Raw genomic sequence first — 19520 nt, forward strand, 5'->3', positions numbered from 1 at the left:
TCAGGAGGCTTTCATGGCATCGTAATAATGTTCGTTATCCTGCTCACGCAGAGGGCAGATGCGGGCAAACTCTTTAGCCGCTTCTTCTGAAGCTTGTTGTGAAGAAAGCTCTGTCCGGTCATCTGTATTAATGCCCAGTTTATCGAACAACTGTCGGTCACTGCTTTCTTTAGGGTTTGGAGTGGTCAACAGTTTATCGCCCAGGAAAATGGAGTTGGCACCTGCCAGAAATGCCAGCGCCTGTAGTTCGTCGCTCATATTCTCACGACCGGCAGAAAGCCGCACACAGGAGGCAGGCATCATAATCTTGGCAACGGCAATGGTGCGAACAAACTCGATACCATCCACAGCGTCAACATCTTCCAACGGTGTACCCTCTACCCGTACCAGCATATTCACAGGCACACTTTCCGGATGCTTAGGCAGATTGGCCAGTGCCACCAGCATGCCTGCGCGGTCACGCTCGGTTTCCCCCAGGCCAACAATGCCGCCACTGCAAATATTCATACCGGCATCACGAACGTGCTGCAAAGTATCCAGACGATCAGAGAAGGTACGGGTGGTAATAATGTTGCCGTAAAACTCCGGCGAGGTATCCAGATTATGGTTGTAATAGTCCAGACCGGCGTGTGCCAGCCGGCTCGCCTGGTCAGCATTCAGCATACCCAGTGTCATGCAGGTTTCCAGCCCCATAGCCTTAACGCCCTTTACCATCTCCATGATATACGGCAGATCTTTTTCCGGCGGATTTTTCCAGGCGGCGCCCATGCAGAAGCGTGTGGCTCCGGAGGCTTTCGCGGCACGGGCTTCTTCCAGCACCTTACGCACTTCCATCAGTTTTTCTTTACTGAGTCCGGTGTTGTAGTGCCCGCTCTGGGGACAATATTTGCAGTCTTCCGGGCAGGCTCCGGTCTTGATCGACAACAGTGTACTAACCTGCACCTGGTTTGGGTTGAAGTATTCGCGGTGAGCCAGCTGGGCCTGAAAGATCAGGTCATTGAAAGGGAGCTGAAACAACGCTTCAACTTCCTCTACTGTCCAGTCGTGGCGAAGTGTCATAGCAGAATGAGAAGAGTTCATGTTGCCCGAAAATTCCCCGGAGTGCCCGTTGCAGAAGTGCAGAGCACAGCCTTTACTGTTGATTATTGAAACTTAAACACACCTGATAATAATCAATTGAAACTCAACGTCAATCACCAGCAATAAATAATGTTTACAATCGAACAATTATTAAACAATGCGTTACAGATCAGTTGCCTTCTGTGTCGGGGAACCACTCCATTTAAACAGCCACTTTGCCAGTTGTGCCTGACTGCCTGTCCGGATAATCAGCAAGCCTGCCAGCGCTGCGGTTTACCCATGGCGGTTTCGCACCTCTCAATCTGTGGTCAGTGCCTGAGTCAGCCTCCTGTTTTTCAACACTGCTACTCGGCTTTTCAATATCTTTTTCCAGTGAATCATATAATCCACCGAATAAAATACAGTCGCCAGCTCGCCCTGATTCAACCTCTGACGGCCTCACTGGCAGAGGTTCTGCGGGAACGTTACCACCTGTTGCCCTGGCCAGAAGCCATTATTCCAGTACCACTGCACAAAAAACGATTACGACAGCGAGGTTATAATCAGGCACTTCTGCTGGCAAAAGCACTGACCCGGCTACTGAAAGATAAAGGTATGGTATTGGACAGAAGACTGGTAAAGCGGATTCGTGCGACAGAAGCCCAACAACAGCTTAAAGCTATCCAGCGTCGTATAAATATTCAGGGAGCTTTTGCCTGTAATAAAGCAATAGCCTATCAGCATGTTGCCATTGTTGATGACGTTGTCACCACGGGGGAAACCGTTTCGGAACTCTCCAGGGTACTGCTAAAACGGGGTGTCAAAACCGTTGATGTGTGGTGTCTGGCAAGAACACCTGCGGGCTGATGGGCAAAGGTTACCAGTTTGGATTGAAGGCTGCTCCTGACGTAGACAGCCTTAAGGGAGGGTTTGTTTTGCCTTATACCGGTTCGAAAGCGCAATATTCCTGTCAGGAAAATAAATTCTTTTTGTTTACAGGTCGATCATTCGCAAAAAATAAGGTTCAAAATCTGATTATTGATTGTGACGCAGGGATGGTTAGCAGCGACTGCGCCAGATCGTTTTCCGTGCATTCGGGTTACAGAGTGTTTTTTTATTGTCCTCACGGAAGTGCATTTTCACCCTCTATAGGGTTTCCCAACCCTTTAATGCTAGGACAGTTGAAAATTCACGAGGTTTTAGATGAATCTCAAGTATGTTTTGATTACTGGCTAATCCCCAAATTAGATAACGCCAACCATGGCTTCATAAATAACAATACTGCCGATCTGCGCCAGCTATACAAATCTCTTATAAAGAATGACAGAGCCCTGAGGCTCAAAACCGGAGAGAAGGAATCTGAAAAAATTTACGATATTATTTTGCCTACCTGTAGAGTGCCATTGCATCGATTACTGGATGAGATAAAACTCAGGTTTCCCCACTACCAGAACATCCACTGTATGTTTGAACGAGCGATATGGCGCGCAGGGACATCGTATCAGCCAGGAATGCCTGCAGGTTCAGTGTGGAATACCGGGACACGATCCCATCCAGGTTTCAAATTCCATGATCCCTACCTTCCATCTTCCACCCCCTCTTTCAGAGGACGATTGGGTTATTGGGAGTTGGTCTCCCGTGATGAAAACCCATGGGTATTTATTGAACTAACCGAAAGTACTCGACTACTCGCTGAAGGGGAAAGGGGCAGCACTAACTATGGTGCCATATCTGGCTATGGTGGCTCTTGATAGATTTGGGGGACTGTCATGTTCAGGTAATTCCCGGGAATCCATCAAGAGCCTTCTAAGCTTCAGTTCCTCTAATACTCGATACTGTATGACAGGCTAACGGTTCGCCCTTGAGCCGGAATACCAGAGGTAACACCATAGGTTTTACGAGCCCACTGGCTGTAAACGGTTTGATAGTCTTCATTCAGCAGGTTATTGACCGAGGCATCCAAACGGCCTGCTGGCAACCAGAACGACGCGGTGAGATCAAAGACGGTATAGCCGTCAATCATCTCTTTGCCAGGGTTATCACTGCTATCGTAGCCCTTGTCGTAATCGGCAAAGTTAAGGGCCTGTAGCCGAACTATGTAGTCCTCCTGCTCATAACTGACAAAAGCAGTCAGCTTCTGTGGAGAAACATCCACAGCACTGAGGTCAAGCCACTTTTTCTGTTTCTCGTTGTACGTTCGCCCCTCGGTAAAGGTATAACTACCACCTACCTGCCAATCGTCGTTTATGTAATAGCTGAGCGCAGATTCTATGCCGTAAATCTTTTTATCCTGATCAAGAATCTGGACACCATAACCCCTGGTGAATTTAATGAATTGATCCGATTCATTATAAAAAGTAGTCACCGAAGTAGTGAGCGAGTCAAAGCGACCACGCCAGCCCAGTTCGTAGTTTTTAATTTTAGTAGCGTCCAGGTTGACTTTATCCAGGCTGGTTGCACCAAAAATCGGGCTCAAAGCACTGCCAGCCGGTAGCGCATCCCTCAACAGCCTGGCTGGGTCAGGCACCTCAAAACCTTCCGAGTAGTTGACAAAGGTTTCCTGTTTATCCGAAAGCTGGAAGACAAGTCCAAGGTTGAAAAGGTTTGCCGTATAATCCTTTTTGCCTCCCTTGAAAGTGGAGTAGTTTGAGTTTCCCTGCAAAGGCAGTATCCAGCTTTCCAGAGCCGGACGGTAATCAGCAATGTCCACGTCCACCCGTTCATGCCGGTAGCCAGTGTTCATGGTCAGCCGGTCGGTAATATTAAACCGGGCCTGAACAAAACCGCCCAGGGTTGTGGTCTCCACATCAGGACCATACTCATAGTCGGTGCCAGTGGGTTGATAATTCAAACCGTTACTGCCAGTAAAGGCATTTGCATCATAGCCGGTCCCGGTTTGTTTGCCTTTATCTTTCTTATAGTCAAGGCCATAGACCAGCCGGAAGCGTTTATTCAGGTTTTTATCCATGGTCAGTTTGAGCCCATGAACACGAGCCTCTGAGGTAGACTGGTTAACGACCATCGTAGAATCTGGTAATTTCAGGTGGCTTTTATATAGTTTCAAGTCATAGGCAAAAGGAAAAAACCGGTACTCTCTGTCCCGGTAGAAACCCTGAACAGTCGCCCTGTGCCCCAAAAAATCTTCATCAATAAAAGACAGGGAATAACTATTACGATGGCTGTATGGCTGGTCGCCCAGCGTCAGTCCTTTTACTGCTTTATTCACACCGTCAGTAATAACAGGAGCGCCAAAAGGTGCCAGATAAGACAGGTTTTCGCCGTAATAAGGGCCATAATCTGAGTCCATATCATCCCTGAATACCTGCAGGTCGGCTTCAATTCGCTGAGTTTCGTTCAGGTCGTACCCAAGCTTCAGCAACAGGTCACGGGTTTCAGTGTCGCTGCGACCAACCTGTGCGGGCTCAGGTGCAATGCGATCACCATCAGAATCAAAAAATCCGGCTCTCTGTTCAAAGGTTGCACTGGCAAGATAATCAAAGTTGCCTTTGCGACCGCTTACCCCCTGGTTGATACGCCAGGTTAAACCATCGCTGTCCAGCTTGTTGGCTGGCATGGTGATGCCAACGGTGGTGCTAAATTTGGCATCGTCCGTATCCGGCTTTTTGGTAATGATATTAATGATGCCACCCGCTGCACCCGAGCCATAAATGGCACTGGCACCGGAAACCACTTCAATTCGTTCAATATTCTCCGGCCTGACGGTGTTCATCTGACGGCTGACCTGACGACTCTCTGTCTGGGCAACGCCGTCTATCAATAAAAGAACCTTACGACCTCGTATAGTTTGTGAGCGATCTGTCACAGTCTGGGTACTTGGACCAAAACCCGGCACCAGCACAGCCAGGACATCAGCCAGTTTCTGACCGGCCACGCCCTGCTGCTCAATCGCTGTTTTATCTATGACCTGAACCGTACCGGCAATAGAAGAAATATTCTCTTCAACCCGGCTGGCTGTGACAACGACATCCTCCAGCCGGGTCACATTGCTTTCTTCGGCAATAGCTGTAGAGCCGCACAGGGCAACAGCGAGTGCCAGAGGGGTTTTCTTATTCATCTTATTGATGCATTCCTTGTTGTATTGATTTCTATTCTCATTGAGTCCCTGTTGTTATTCGTGCCCACTTCGTGTGGGCTGATTGTTTCTTCAGGAAAATTTAACGTCGCTGGACGTATTTGCCGGTAAGCAGCAAAAGAATGAAATAGACACCGCCCACGCTGGAAACCACCAACCCTGCGGGTAATTCAAAAGGAGTCATAAGGTTTCTGGACAGAGCGTCCCCGAGTACCAGGAGGATAGCGCCGACCATTGCTGTCGCCACAATAAGGTGACGATGACTGGACAAACCCAATACACGACAGATATGAGGAGCCATCAGGCCGACAAAAGAAATACCACCAACGGTCGCCACACTGACGGAACTCAGCAATGCCACCAGCAACAGCAGGGCAATCAATACCGGATTAATTCTGATCCCCAGAATCGTGGGCCATTGGGTACCAAGCTGTAAAATATCCAGTTTCCGCCAGAGTAACAGCAGCAGAGGAGCCACCATCAACACAACCGCCGCAAGAAAAAACACCAGCCCTTTACTGATGGCATAAGTACTGCCCGACAACCAGAGCAGCACCTCACTGGACTGATTACTGCCAAGCACCAGAGCAATATTAACCAGAGTCGAGGCCAGGGCAGACAAACACAAACCTGCCAGCGCAAACATCTGTGGCTGAAAACCGGTCATACGACTCAGGCTTAACAGCAACAGCAACGCAAACCCGCTGCCAGCCATGGAAAACAGCACCATTTCCATACGGTCAAGGCCGGGAAACAGCACAGCCGCCACCACCACAAATAAAACGCCTGTCGTCGTAAGACCTGAAACGTCGGGGCTGGCAAGGGGGTTTCTCATCAAGCTCTGTAACACAAGCCCGGAGACCCCAAGGGCGCAACCGGCAAACGCTGCCGCTGCGACTCTCGGCCAGCGAAGATCAAAGTCGTTAGCATTCAGTCCACCACCCAGGCTGAGCCAGACTGAACAGAGCAACAGAGCCAGCATGATGAACAGAAGTTTTAGCGGCGACACTCTGAACAGAGCCCGAATCCCGGTTTCTTTTGGCAGCTGGGTCAGGTTATTGACCGTCTGACGCCGGGTCAGCAAAAAAATCATAAAAGGTGCGCCAATCGCCGTGGTCATGGCACCGGCAGGCACACTGTAATGCCCTTCTGACAACAGAAGGGGCACCCAGCGGGCAAGGATATCAGCGCTGAGCAACAACAGTGCGCCAATAAGGCTGGCAGCCAGAAGCCGACTCCATGTGGCTTTATAACCCAGCCCCCTTGCAATATGTGGCGCAACCAGACCAATAAAGCTGATCATGCCAACCTGACTGACCACCGTGGCAGACAGCAACAAGGCCAGCAGCAGTGACAGCATGATCGTCTGCCTGACATTAACACCGAGACTGCCAGCCTGATCATTACCCAGTTCAATCAGATCCAGCCGCCTTGCCAGCGGCAACGATGCAGCAATAAGGCCAGCCACCAGCCACCAGCTGCTGTTCACGGCCTGAAAATCAAACTGAGCCAGATTGCCTGCTCCCCAGATGTACAGGCCATCCAGCCGATTTTCCCAGAACATCAATAAGCCAGCACTGACAGCTCCCACCGACAATGTCACGGCCATCCCCACCAGCACCAGGTTAACCGGCGAATGACTGATGGCACTGGCCAGCTTGAAAACGACAAGTGACGTTATAACCGCACCAGTGAAAGCGACAGCAACGGGAAAATGGTCAGTGAACTCAGGCAGGGCAATCGTGCCTGTAATGATCGCCAGCAGTGCACCGGCATTAATACCCAGTGTCGCCGGGCTGGCAAAGGAATTTCTTGTCGCACTTTGGATCAGCACTCCGGCAGCACCCAGAGCAGTACCACACCACAAAGCCATAAGGGTGCGAGGCAACAGCAGGTAAGTCACAATGACATTGTGCAGTGACGGCACATCACCGTGATTAAACCATGATGTTCCGGCCAATAACTCGCCGGGCAAACTGACATCAATCCCCGCTGGCCCTGAGGCCAGAGAAATCAGGCAGCCCATGAACAGCAGCAGTAGTGCAAAGGTCAGTTTCATCGATTCCGAATACATGCTCATGCCTCCGGAACCAGCTGACCAACAAACGCCCGGGTCATTCGCATAACTGACTCCGGGCCACCAAATGACCAGAGCGCGGGAACATGATAAACCCGGCCTTCCCTTACCGCTGGCAAAGCCTGCCAAACCGGAGAGTCCGTCATGCCCTGACCATTATCCGGCAACTGTCCAATAATAATCAGGCTGGCATCACCAATCGTGGTGAGCTTCAGCAAGTCCACATGGGTAAAGTCACGTCCGGGCAGGGTGGCTGACCAGCCATTTTCCAGTCCGATCTCTTCAACAACTGCACCGGCTAAAGACGATTTGCCATAAACCCTCAGACCCAGCCCCATGCCAACAAATTTACCGACGACCACCGGGTGCCCCGTCAGTTCAGCCTTGCGAATTAGCATTCTGGCGTGGCTCAGCGCCTGCTGCATTTCACTAAGCTTCATCGCTGCCTGTTTCTGATGCTGAAAGATAGCGGCAACTGACAGAAAAATATCCTGCATTCTGACCAGATAATCTCTCTGGTCTTCTTCAGAAGGGTACTGCCCGTAAAGCACCGTAGGGGCTATAGCGTTGAGTTCGGGATAAATACGATTATGCCGCCAGTCGTAACCCAGAATCAGATCCGGTTTAAGGGCAGCGATTGCCTCCAACGAGGGTTCAGAGCGATGGCCAAGCTCGGTCACACCTTCCGGTATGGGCGGCGAATCAGACTGCCACTGCCGGTAACCCTTTATAGTGGTTACACCTGCGGGTGTAATGCCAAGGGTGAGAAGGATTTCTGCCTGCGTCCAGTTGAGTGCTGCAACGCGTTGGGGAATTTCAGAAAGAACGGTCGTTCCGGCTTTGTGTTCAACGGTAACAGCACCGGCATTCAGCGTTAGAAATACGACCATGGCAGCACTGTATTTTTGTACGACAGCTAACATTCAGGCGACTTCCATTGTCAGAGATTTATTGGCTGGATTCTTAAACCGCTCACTGCTCGAACCATCGAGGCTGGCAGAGCCGGGAATAAATAGCGTCTGACCTTCCGGCTCCAGGGTGACTTTGCGGGTTTCAATGTCAAACACTTCGTAAATGGTCCGTTCGTTTATCACCGTCCGCGCAGGACCATCCTGAACCAGCTTGCCCGCTTTTATCAATATCACGTGGTCACTGTATTGCAGAGCCTGATTCAGGTCATGCAGAACCCAGACAATGGTCAGCTTCTGTTCCTGATTCAGGGTACGAATGGTATCGAGCAGTTTTTGCTGATGTGAAATATCCAGCCAGGAAGTCGGTTCGTCCAGCAACAGAATGCCAGTCTGCTGTGCCAGAACCATGGCAAGCCAGACCCGCTGCATCTCGCCTCCGGACAGGTGATCCACCACATGACCGGCAACATCACTCATCCCAACACGAACCAGGGCTTCATGAATGGCCTGCCGGTCAGTGGTTTGCAGTCGCCCAAAAGGACCTGCATAAGGATGACGACCACAGGCCACCAGATCAGCGACCTTCATACCCAGAGGAACCGGAGAGTGCTGAGGGAGCATGGTCAGCAGCTTAGCCAGCTCTTTACGGTTGTACTCCGCCATTGGCTTGCCAAGTAGCTGAATTTCTCCAGACGAAACAGGGCTTAAACCGGATAACAACTTGAGCAGAGTGCTCTTTCCTGAACCATTGGGGCCAAGAATGGCAGTGATTTTTCCTGATGGAATCTCCAGAGAAACAGGTGCCAGTATGCTGCGCTTAGCCACATTAAAAGACACTTGTTGCAAACTGAATGAAGACGCTTCCATGATACGGACTCTGATAATTATTTTTTGCGAATGATATTGATTACCATCTGACCGGTCAAATCATAATCGTCTTTTCATCCTGAACGCTCTCCGCCCACTTTCTGGCCTCATTACAGTCCGCCATGGCGACCATGGGAAACGGCATGGCTTTTTTCATGTTCTCGCTCACCATCCGCTCTCCCTCTGTGGCAGAACCAACAATGCGTGCAACCCCGCAGCAATAACGGCCCAGTAACACTCTGTTTTCCTTAAACCATAAGCCAAAATTTTTGCGAGCCTCCGGAGAAAAACGGCTCTCAGGTTTTGCTTCGATCACCATACTAAAAGGTTGTCGTTTATCCAGATAAGCACTGAGCTCACTGAGCCATTGTTGAACATCCTGGTCGCTGGCATGGCGCTTGAAACGAACGCTGACCATCGGCCAGCCAGTCATTTGAATGGATGGCATACACACTACCTCTCAACTCCGATTGTGAATTCCCGACTGTTTTCAGCAGGCCGATTTCTGATGAAATACACAATGCCCGAAAACAGAACGACAATCAGGGCACCGCATAGATACATAACGTTCAGGCCGCTCAATAGCCCCAAAGCACCGGCCAGCAGGGCTCCCAGAGTATATCCCATGGTATGAATCATGCTCAGGATTCCAGTCAATTCTCCCTGCTGGTCAGCAGGCACCAGCTGGCAGCCAAGCGTTGTGTAAACCGGTGTCAGCAAGGCGACAGAGACAGCACAAGTTGCAATACCTGAGGTCATGGCAATAAGGTCTGTAGCCGATAGCAGGCACAGAGTACCTGCCAGCAACAACAAGCCACCCGACACCAGAGCCAAAGGTAAACGATGCTGAATAAGGCGTGGGAGAGTGATATGAGCAATCAGCGTTGAAAAAGCGGCTGTCAACATTAAAAATGACAGAGTCTCTGAGGCCGTTTCTGCCGAATAGTGGAATTTCTGTTGCAGTACAGGTGCTATCAAATACTGCAACAGACCAAAGACAGTCGTTACCGAACCAGCAATAAGCAAAACCGGCCTGGTTCGTTTTAATAGTAAAGTGGTTGTTGTGCCTTCGAATTCATAAGACAACTGTCTTGCGCCACCTGTCTCAGGCTTTTCAGAGAACGAGGTAATGAGCAATGTCAGTACCGCCAATGAAAAGACCGCTATAACCGGAACCACCGCCCCCAGTGGCAAAAGCACAAGGGTTAATAATGGGCCAAGCAGCCTTCCCAGGCTGATTGCTGCTGAGACACGGCTTAAGTCTTTGACAGGATTTAATGCCGTCGACTGATCAACGCTCCATGCCTGAACCGCTGGGTAGAAACCCGCTACGGTCAGCCCATAAATAACTCTCGATAACACCAGCAGCAACATGGCCACCTGTGCAGAACCGCCGGATATCAGCATGAGTGCGAGCAGACCGTTACTAACAATAAAACCAGTCAGCCCCGCAGTAATAACAACTTTGCGTCCGAAATAATCGCTGATTTTCCCCCAGACCGGTGCAGCAACAATAGACAGGCCAGTCCCCAGAGCGACAAGCCCGGCAAAAATACCGTAATCAATTCCGGTCTCATTCACAAACACTGGCAGACAGATCAGCAGGCTTACCTGCCCCATCCCCATCAGGGAAGCACCAAAAAGACAGCTATAGCGAAACATTCGACTCCCGTAAATCAGAGACAGACTCGTTAGCGAAGTAAGAAATAACCGTCACCAAAAACCTTCTTTCAAGGTAGCCATCATTAAAGTCATTTCTGTTTTGTAGCATTTTATTCGTAGGTAACTTTATTCTTGCAAATAATAATGATTCGCATTTATTATGCGGCCATTCAGTACAAAACTCAAACAATACGACAAGGTACGAATAGAAGTGGAAGAAAAAAGTGCCAGACAAGACTCAACGGATAGGAACTTTGATGCAGGCTTATGGGCAGAGAAGCTCGCAGCCGGCTGCTTCCTGAATGCCATGCTGAGGGAGTGGCATGGCTGGGAGCTGACAACTCCTGACAGTGAGTCCCTACAGGAAGGTGAAGCGGTTGCAACGGTTGTCATCCCCCTTGGTAGTCAAAACAAAAAAATTCTGATTAATCTTCAACACTATTCACTGGCAGGAAGACATCAGTTTATGTCCCCTTATTGGTTGCGGGAGGACACATCGGGTCATACCAAAACTATCGGATTTATTGACATGGTGGAATTGTTGTCCGGTGAGGAGCGTATTTTTAAGTCGGCTCATGACAACACTAAACAAGTATTTCTCCAGCGCGTCAGTCGCAGCCTCGATAATACAGCCCGGGCATTATCAGCAAGAGCCTCTGAGCTGCCTGACCTCTTTGCCGGAACAATGAATTTCCGCACATCAGAGCAGGCACTATTTGCAGGCCATTCTTTTCACCCAACGCCCAAGAGTCGAGACCAGTTTTCAACAGAAAAAACTCAGCACTATATCCCTGAGTTTGGATCAGACTTTCAACTCAGCTGGTTTGCCATCGACTCTGACTTGCTGGAAGACGACAGTGTCCATGAGTGCTCCTTCCGGGAACTCACTCTGCAGCTGGCCAATGAAGATCGTCGACTGGAAAGCTGGCTGCCTCAGGATCTTCCGGCTCACCAAACCCTGTTACCCGCACACCCCTGGCAAGCAAGGCAATGGCTGAATAATGACTACATTCGTCAACTGATACAGACAGGCAGAATGGTCAGCTACGGTGAGCTGGGTACAGGCTGGCATGCCACATCATCGGTACGCTCACTCTATGCCCCCCATGCCGGGTTTATGCTGAAGTACTCCCTGAGCGTGCGCTTAACCAATTCCCTGCGTCATCTTTTGCCAAAGGAAGTGATTCGCGGCAAGGAAATCCATCAAGTGAAGTATCATACGTCTGTGGGCCGACAACTGCAGGAGCAATTCCCCGATTTTGAGATACTCACTGAGCCAGCCCATGCAGCGATTAAAGGCCCTGACGGCCAGCCCCTGGCTGAAACCATGATAGTACTGCGAGAAAACCCTTTCACTCGCCAAAGCCTCAACGAAGGCACGGAGTTACTGGCAAGCCTCACACAGGACCATCCTGTAGAGTCTTCCAGAATAATCCAGCTGATCCATAAGCTGGCTGAAGACAGTTACTCCCCAGTGGAAAATATCGCCCAGCGCTGGTTTGAGAAATACCTGAACATTGTCGCAAAGCCTCTAGTCATTGCACAGTCTGACTTTGGTCTGCTGTTTGGTGCCCATCAGCAAAATCTTTTGATACATATGCCTGCCGGCTACCCTGAAAAAGCCTTTTTCAGGGATTGCCAGGGTACAGGTTACAGTGATCTGGCGAGACAACTGCTTGCCAGTGACATTCCAGCCACAGCCGATGGCGCTGAGCATCATGTTGAACAGGAGCCTGGCAACCGACTTTTCACCTATTATCTGCTGATTAATTCAACTTTTGGGCTTATCAGCGCCCTCGGGGCTGACAGAAGCATTAGTGAACAACACCTCTTACAAACACTGAGAACATTTCTTGAGCAGCTTCGTGCAGAAGGCCGACGAGATTCAAGCTGTCTGGATTACGTGCTCGATAGCAAGGAGCTTTGGTCAAAAGGTAATTTCTTCTGTTCGTTTCATAACCTGAATGAAAATACTCTGGACAATCCACTGGAAATTTATCACGCCATGGAAAACCCAATCTTCGGGTTATTTCAACAGTCTGAATGAAAATATAACAAGAAGCCGTTAAGGAATAGCTATGCAAGAAGCCCCAGTCATCACACTGCCAGGGACACTTTCAACACCGATTACCATACGGCAGTATGATTCTAATGCCCTGATTATAAACGACAATAAACATTCACTGCTGCTGAGGATCCGTAGTAATGACATGCCACGCCTGTCGGCAGCAAACCGTTCTGACCTTCCAGCCCGACTGCCGAACCACCTGTTGGCTGCGGCACTTGATTACCTGTTTGCCAAAAACCCTGCGGTACTCAGCATTACTATCGACAATGGACTCACCCAACGACTGGAAAACAAAGGACTGGTTCATTCAAAAGGGTCAGAACCAGACACATCAATCTGTATCAGGCAGGGTTTTTATCAGGATCGCACCCTGTGGCACTGGCAAAGAAACAGTCATCCAGCACCGGAAATCTGGACCCGGAACGACAGTGGAACCGAGCATCCGGTCAGGCAAAAGCAGCCCGCTGGCACAGTCTATGAACGCTACGATTATCAAAGCGACGTGACCGTTTCATTCAGGAGTATTGATCCGGAACAGGATCTCTCTCTGTTCCACAACTGGATGAATCAGCCACGGGTAAACGAGTTCTGGGAAATGGCAAAAAGCAGGGGCGAACTTCAGGAGTACATCAGGACACTACTGGCTGATACACGAACATGGCCGCTTATAGGTTGTTTTAATGGCGAGCCATTCGGGTATATGGAGCTTTATTGGGCAATGGAAGATCGTCTCGCTCCCTACTACGACTGCCAGCCCTGGGACCGCGGATTCCACTTACTGGTCGGTAACACAAAGTTCCTCGGCCCGCGTTTCTCCCTGAGCTGGACCCGGTCGATAAGCCACTTTTTGTTCCTTGACGATCCGCGCACCATGAGACTTGTTGGTGAACCCAGGGCAGACAATAAACGATTAATGAAATTGCTGGCACCTGCTGGCTGGGAGTTTGTCAAAGAGTTTGATTTTCCCCATAAACGGGCTGCCCTGGTGCATTGCCACAGGAAAACCTTTTTTCAGGACATTCAGTTATGAATCAACCGGCACCTATTGATCAGCCAATTAGCCGGAGACAGGTAACTGACAACCCCTGGCAGAAAGCAAACCTGAAATTGCTGGTTAAAACACTCAGTGAATTAGATTGGGAAGAAGCCATTAAACCGACTGAAACCGTATCAGGCCAATTCTGCCTTGATCTGGACAGTGGCGTTTCTTACCAGTTTTCCGCCGCCCGCAGTATCTGGGGGCAACTGCTCATTGACTCGAAAACCGTCAGCCGCACCCCGCCATTACCGGCAAAAGCGGCAGATGTCAGCCAGTTTTTTATCGACGCCAGAACGGAACTGGGATTCGAGTCAGCCACTCTCTGTAACTTTCTGGAAGAGCTGGGCAACACGCTGATGGCGGAATCCCGTTTACAAGACAACCATCGTACAATGACCGCCAGTGACATGATTCAGCTGCCAGCCGATGAACTGCAATCCCAACTTGACGGTCATCCCAAAGTCACCGTCAACAAAGGGCGCATGGGATGGAGCCTTAACGATTTCGAAGCTTTTGCAACGGAGTTTCTGCCTGATATCCAGCTGGAGTGGCTGGCACTTAGTCGAAAAAAATGTCACCTGAGGGTTGCCAGTGATCTTGACGAGCAGCACTTGCTGGATGCCACTTTGAGCCAATCAGAGCAGGAGCGATTACAGAAGCTTTGTCAGGATAGAGGCGTTGACAGCAGCCACTACCTCTTGATGCCTGTCCACCCCTGGCAATGGCTAAACAAAATCGTGAACCTGTTTGCTGGTGAAATCGCTGCCGGGCATATTATCCATCTTGGGCGTTTTGGTGACCCGATGCTTCCCCAGCAGTCTTTGAGAACGCTCACCAACCGGGCCAGGCCGCAGCAGCTGAATATCAAGCTGCCACTTTCTATCTTGAATACATCTTGCTATCGGGGCATTCCGGGGCGTTATATCACCGCAGGTCCGGCGCTTTCAAAATGGCTGGCAGAGATAGCCGCTCAGGATGAAGTGCTGGCCTCCCGGGGCACAATTATCCTTGAAGAACCGGCTGGTGCATTCTATCCACACCCACTCTATGACCAGGTCGCTGATGGCCCATACCGGTATCATGAGATGCTGGGGTGTATCTGGCGTCAGAGCGTACACAGCAAAACAGCGCCGGAAGAACAATCGGTGTTGATATCGACCCTTTTCCAGAAAGACGGCTATGGACAACCATTAATTGAAGCGTACATCCATCGCTCGGGACTCACTACAGAAGCGTGGCTGAACAAACTGTTCAATGCTGTGGTGATCCCTCTTTATCACCTTATGTGTAAATACGGCGTTGGTCTGGTTGCCCATGGGCAGAATGTAACGCTTGTACTGGCAGATAACCAGCCAGCCAAAGTCGCACTGAAAGACTTTCAGGGTGATCTTCGCCTGATCAATCAGAACTTCCCCGAGCTGGATTCACTGCCAGAGGAGGTTCAAGCCGTGACAACCCGGCTGCCTTCTGAGCACCTGATCCATGACCTGCAGACCGGGCACTTTGTCTCAGTTCTGCGCTTTATATCGAACGTACTGGCTGAAACCGGATTTTCTGAGCACCGGTTCTACCAGCTGCTCGGACAACAACTACAAAGTTATATGAGTGACCACCCCAGCCTGGCTGACCGTTTTAAACTGTTTGATCTGTTTGAAACGAAAATGGCTCGCATCTGCCTGAACCGGGTCAGGTTTCGTCTGGGGTACGGTGACAGTACTGAACGACCATTACCGGAACTGGGTTCAAACCTGGCTAACCCATTGGCTTTAACACTTCAGGGATGACAAATGAATTTGATACAAGAAAATAGTCAGGAAAATGTGCTTGACCTGGCCGGACTTGGAATAGGCCCTTTTAACCTGAGCCTCGCCGCTCTGGCTGACGGTCTGCCCGACTACACCGTTCAGTTTTTTGATCGCAAGCCCTCTTTCAGCTGGCACCCGGGGCTCATGCTGCCCGGAGCCCATATGCAAACCTCTTATCTCAAAGATTTGGTGACACCAGTCAACCCCACCAGCCCCTGGTCTTTTCTTTCCTACCTGGTTCAGCATGGCCGCTTCTATCAGTTTCTGGCGACTGAGAAAACCGCTATCAGTCGTAAGGAATTTGTAGACTATATGGACTGGACGGCTCGCCATCTTCCATCCCTGCAATTCAATTCAGAGATTCGTGAAGTCAGCTTTGCAGACGACTGTTTTATCCTTCATTCAGATCGCAAAACCATCAGGGCTCGTAACCTTTGCCTGGGTACCGGGAAAGCACCTCATGTGCCCGAATGCACCAAAAAACATATGGGAAAAAACTGCTTTCATGCCAGCGAGCTGAGTGCCCGTTCACCCGACCTGACTGGCAAAAAACTAGCAGTGGTGGGCGGTGGCCAGACAGGTGCTGAAGTGTTTCTAAACGCATTGCAGGGACACTGGGGAGAGGTGTCAGACATCCAATGGATATCCCGGCGCCCAAATTTCGAGCCCCTGGATGAAACACCGTTTACCAACCAGTTTTTTACGCCCGGGTATGTTGACAGTTTCTACTCGATATCTGCATCAAAGAAGCCGGCTATCGTCAACCGACAAAAACTGGCGAGTGACGGAATCACCCCCGCCTATCTGACTGAGCTCTATCGTGAGCTCTATGACCGGACTTATCTGTCTGATTCCCGTCAACCGGTCTGGGGGCTTTTACCAGACCGCACTCTTGAAGGATTAAATCAATCCGTGAATGGCTGCTATGAACTGATATTAAATAATACGTTGCATGATCAGCAGGAACGGATTAAGGCGGATATTGTCATTCTCTGCACAGGGTTTGAGAACAAACTGCCGCAGTGTATGGAGCCATTGTTGCCTGCTCTGCTATTAGACGAAAGTAACCGTTATCAACTGACGTCTAATTTCAAAATTCAGTGGCAGGGACCTGAAGACCGAAAAATCTACGCAGTGAATGCAGGTCTGCATAGCCACGGCATTGCTGAACCTCAACTGAGCCTGGCAGCATGGCGTTCTGCACGAATTCTTAATGACCTGGCTAGAGAAGAGCTTTTCCAGATTAACGACTCCGGATCGATAATAAACTGGCAGCCAGCGTCGCATAAATTCCCAGAGCGCTCTTGCCTGCCCTAACGGGTAACAGATCAGGCCTCTGGCTGTTAGCTGTTAGTTCTTCATACTGCTAACAGCTAACAGCTAACAGCTAACAGCTAACAGCTAACAGCTAACAAGCGGATATTACGATAACAAAGCCCCTTACACCTGAAAAACACCTCCAAAAGTCTCCGAATCCCCCTAAAACCAGAGTGGAAACTACTGAAACAGGATGAGATTTTGATCTGTGTCTATATCCTGTAGTTTTACAGTTTTTTTTGCGTTAAATCCGGTTTCTTATCACTTTTCATTCAAATATAGTTGCACACATTATTTTTTTGATCATTATCCAGCCACTGGATAGAAGCAGGAATTACCATGAAGCCGATTATCGGAATTAGCACTGAAGAAATCCCTTACCTGCGTGGCCTGAAGTCATTCATGAACCACGGTTACGGTGACGCGATCTGCAAAGCGGGCGGTTCTCCTGTACTGCTGCAGATTGTTCACGACAACCCTGAAGAGCACGCTGAAAACGTTGCTCGCAGCCTGGACGGGCTGGTCATCAGCGGTGGTATGTGCTACATCGATCCTCAGTTTTATGGTGAAGGCATGTCTCCGGACATGAGCCACCTGTACCCACCACGTGACTACTGGGAGCGCGCGCTGATCAAAGCGTTCATGAAAGCCGGTAAGCCTGTAATTGGTGTTTGTCGTGGTATGCAGCAAATCAACATCCTGCTGGGTGGTTCTCTGCACGGTAATGTCCTCAAAGACATCCCGGGTGCTCATAACCACTGGGGTGGCGATACACAAATGCACTTCCCTGCTCACAACATTGATATCGACAAAGACTCTCACCTGCACCAGATCAGCGGTAAAGAAGTGTGCGCCGTGAACTCTTTCCACTACCAGGCGATCAACAAAGTGGGCAACGACCTGAAAGTGACTGCAAGAAGCAGCCTGGACGGTGTTATCGAAGCGATTGAGCACACTGACAGCAATGTCTACCTGCACGGCTACCAGTTCCATCCGGAAATGATGGTTGATAACGAACCACTGTGCATGGATATCTTCAAAGCGCTGGTTAACAAATCTGCTGAAGTAGCTTCTCGCTAAATCGAATGTAATGGCTCGCTGGCAACATGGAGTGCCAGCGGCTGCGCCCCCCTTGAGCTTCTCAAACTTTTTCCACCGAGTAACAGAATGACAGAGTCAAAAGCTTCTTTTGATAAAAAGACCATTCTCCAGATGGTTGCGCTTTGTATTGGCGGCGGCAACATTTACATGCTTGTCTTCATGCGAGCCATGTTCTATGACCAGATGATCGACGGCATGGGTATTACCAATACAGAATTTGGTAACATGATCGGCCTCTACGGTCTGACGTCCATTGCCTTCTATTTCTTTGGCGGTATCGTTGCCGATAAATTCTCTGCCAGAAAAGTTCTGGTGTTCAGCTACCTGATCACAGCCCTGGGCGGAATGATTTACGCCACCCTGCCTTCTTACGGGGTAGGCATGAGCCTGCACCTGATGTGGGGCGCTGCCCATACACTGACGTTCTGGGCCTCGTACATCAAGCTGACTCGCTCACTGGGAGACTCTGAAGTTCAGGGACGCCTGTTTGGTTTCCTCGAAGGCGGTCGTGCGCTCGCCGTTACACTTATCTCGTCTGTGGCAGGTCTGCTGTTTACCTGGTTTGACAACCCGAGAACCGGACTTCAGGCCATCATCCTGACCTACACAGTCATGAACCTGGTCAGCGCTGTTACTACATGGATTAACTTTGAAGATACCGCACCGACCAGGGACAACCGCAACCTGCTGAAAAACCTGAAAGTCGTTGTACGCATGCCACAGGCTTGGATTATCGGTTTCATGGTGATGGGCCTGATGGCTTCTAACAGCGGTCAACATTACACCACGCCTTATATGACCCATGTTCTGGGTATGGGCGGCGGAATGGTAATGATTCTGTCGTTTATGCGCAGCTACGCCATCAAGCCAATTTTTGCGCCACTGCTGGGCATTATCGCTGACAAGGTAGGACGCCCTTCTACGGTACTGTTCTGGTCCTTCGCACTGCTGAGCGCAGTATGGCTGGGTATTATTACTGTTGGCGACGGCAACCACACGGCGTTTGCAGTACTGATGGGCTGCCTTGGCATCATGATTGCATCTATCCGTGGCGTTTACTTTGCCACCGTTGAGGAAAGCGGCGTACCAATGGAATACACCGGTGCGTTTGTTGGCTTTATCTGCACCCTGGGTATGGCGCCAGACGCGTTTATTTCACCGCTGATTGGTCGTATCCTCGATACTTATCCAGGCGCTCAGGGTTACAACTACTCGTTCATGATCCTGCTGGGCTTCAGTGTCCTGGGTCTGGTCATGGCCTTTACGCTTGCGGCCTACAATAAGCGTTCTGCAAAAAAAGAGAAGGAACTGAAAGTCGCTTATCAGGGGTAACCTGAGACTGCTTTTCTAGTGCGTCCTTCATAACAAAGCCGGCTTTATTGTCGGCTTTGTGCTTTGCGGGTCATACAAACAGTCGCACCCCGGTACACACATCGCACCGGCAAAAATAAATAAATTTGCGCCATTATCGACCGCCAGAATGACTAGCGTCTAAAATCCAAACTCTCCAGACTAAAACAA

Annotated in this window: 15 protein-coding genes; 8 read left to right on the forward strand and 7 right to left on the reverse strand. The window is 50.0% G+C overall.

The window, feature by feature from the left end; translation table 11 throughout:
- On the reverse strand, window positions 1-1080 hold the full coding sequence (bioB, locus tag NX720_RS08125) for a biotin synthase BioB (protein ID WP_262600597.1): 1080 nt from the start codon (window positions 1078-1080) through the stop codon (window positions 1-3).
- A gap of 129 nt (window positions 1081-1209) precedes the next feature.
- Between bioB and NX720_RS08130 the strand changes: the two genes are divergently transcribed.
- Both NX720_RS08130 and NX720_RS08135 read left to right on the forward strand, forming a co-directional pair.
- On the forward strand, window positions 1210-1926 hold the full coding sequence (locus NX720_RS08130; protein WP_262600599.1) for a ComF family protein: 717 nt from the start codon (window positions 1210-1212) through the stop codon (window positions 1924-1926).
- Window positions 1926-2810, forward strand: coding sequence for a putative adhesin (locus tag NX720_RS08135; protein WP_262600600.1), 885 nt, complete (start codon window positions 1926-1928; stop codon window positions 2808-2810). The genes NX720_RS08130 and NX720_RS08135 overlap by 1 nt, the downstream gene beginning before the upstream one ends.
- 71 nt (window positions 2811-2881) lie before the next feature.
- Here the strand turns inward: NX720_RS08135 and NX720_RS08140 are convergent, their stop codons facing one another.
- The 6 genes from NX720_RS08140 to NX720_RS08165 form a co-directional block, all read right to left on the reverse strand.
- The gene (locus tag NX720_RS08140; RefSeq protein ID WP_262600602.1) at window positions 2882-5134 is read right to left on the reverse strand and encodes a TonB-dependent receptor; all 2253 of its coding nucleotides are present in this window, start codon (window positions 5132-5134) and stop codon (window positions 2882-2884) included.
- A 100-nt stretch (window positions 5135-5234) separates the two neighbouring features.
- Complete coding sequence (locus NX720_RS08145; protein ID WP_262600604.1) at window positions 5235-7232, reverse strand: iron ABC transporter permease; 1998 nt, start codon at window positions 7230-7232, stop codon at window positions 5235-5237.
- Entirely contained in the window at window positions 7229-8152 is a 924-nt protein-coding gene (locus tag NX720_RS08150) for an iron-siderophore ABC transporter substrate-binding protein (RefSeq protein WP_262600605.1), read from the reverse strand. The genes NX720_RS08145 and NX720_RS08150 overlap by 4 nt, the downstream gene beginning before the upstream one ends.
- On the reverse strand, window positions 8153-9007 hold the full coding sequence (locus tag NX720_RS08155) for an ABC transporter ATP-binding protein (protein ID WP_262600607.1): 855 nt from the start codon (window positions 9005-9007) through the stop codon (window positions 8153-8155).
- A 55-nt stretch (window positions 9008-9062) separates the two neighbouring features.
- Window positions 9063-9455: a hypothetical protein gene (locus NX720_RS08160; RefSeq protein ID WP_262600609.1), complete on the reverse strand. Its 393-nt coding sequence runs from the start codon at window positions 9453-9455 to the stop codon at window positions 9063-9065.
- Between the two features lie 5 nt (window positions 9456-9460).
- The gene (locus tag NX720_RS08165) at window positions 9461-10669 is read right to left on the reverse strand and encodes an MFS transporter (protein WP_262600610.1); all 1209 of its coding nucleotides are present in this window, start codon (window positions 10667-10669) and stop codon (window positions 9461-9463) included.
- Window positions 10670-10829: 160 nt separating this feature from the next.
- Here NX720_RS08165 and NX720_RS08170 point away from each other — a divergent pair, with 160 nt between their 5' ends.
- The 6 genes from NX720_RS08170 (at window position 10830) to NX720_RS08195 (ending at window position 19331) form a co-directional block, all read left to right on the forward strand.
- Window positions 10830-12716 carry an IucA/IucC family protein gene (locus NX720_RS08170; protein ID WP_262600612.1) on the forward strand — a complete coding sequence of 629 codons (1887 nt, stop codon included), beginning with the start codon at window positions 10830-10832 and terminating at the stop codon, window positions 12714-12716.
- A 31-nt stretch (window positions 12717-12747) separates the two neighbouring features.
- Entirely contained in the window at window positions 12748-13767 is a 1020-nt protein-coding gene (locus tag NX720_RS08175) for a GNAT family N-acetyltransferase (protein ID WP_262600614.1), read from the forward strand.
- The gene (locus tag NX720_RS08180) at window positions 13764-15560 is read left to right on the forward strand and encodes an IucA/IucC family protein (protein ID WP_262600616.1); all 1797 of its coding nucleotides are present in this window, start codon (window positions 13764-13766) and stop codon (window positions 15558-15560) included. Before NX720_RS08175 ends, NX720_RS08180 begins: the two co-directional genes overlap by 4 nt.
- Window positions 15561-15563: 3 nt before the next feature.
- On the forward strand, window positions 15564-16898 hold the full coding sequence (locus NX720_RS08185; RefSeq protein ID WP_262600618.1) for a lysine N(6)-hydroxylase/L-ornithine N(5)-oxygenase family protein: 1335 nt from the start codon (window positions 15564-15566) through the stop codon (window positions 16896-16898).
- 339 nt (window positions 16899-17237) lie between these two features.
- Window positions 17238-17978 (forward strand): gamma-glutamyl-gamma-aminobutyrate hydrolase family protein, encoded by a 741-nt coding sequence (locus NX720_RS08190; RefSeq protein ID WP_262600619.1) that lies wholly within the window; start codon window positions 17238-17240, stop codon window positions 17976-17978.
- An 87-nt stretch (window positions 17979-18065) separates the two neighbouring features.
- Window positions 18066-19331, forward strand: coding sequence for an MFS transporter (locus NX720_RS08195; RefSeq protein ID WP_262600620.1), 1266 nt, complete (start codon window positions 18066-18068; stop codon window positions 19329-19331).
- The last annotated feature ends 189 nt before the right edge of the window (window positions 19332-19520 follow it).

Origin of the sequence: Endozoicomonas euniceicola, assembly GCF_025562755.1 — a bacterium.
GTDB lineage: Bacteria > Pseudomonadota > Gammaproteobacteria > Pseudomonadales > Endozoicomonadaceae > Endozoicomonas_A > Endozoicomonas_A euniceicola.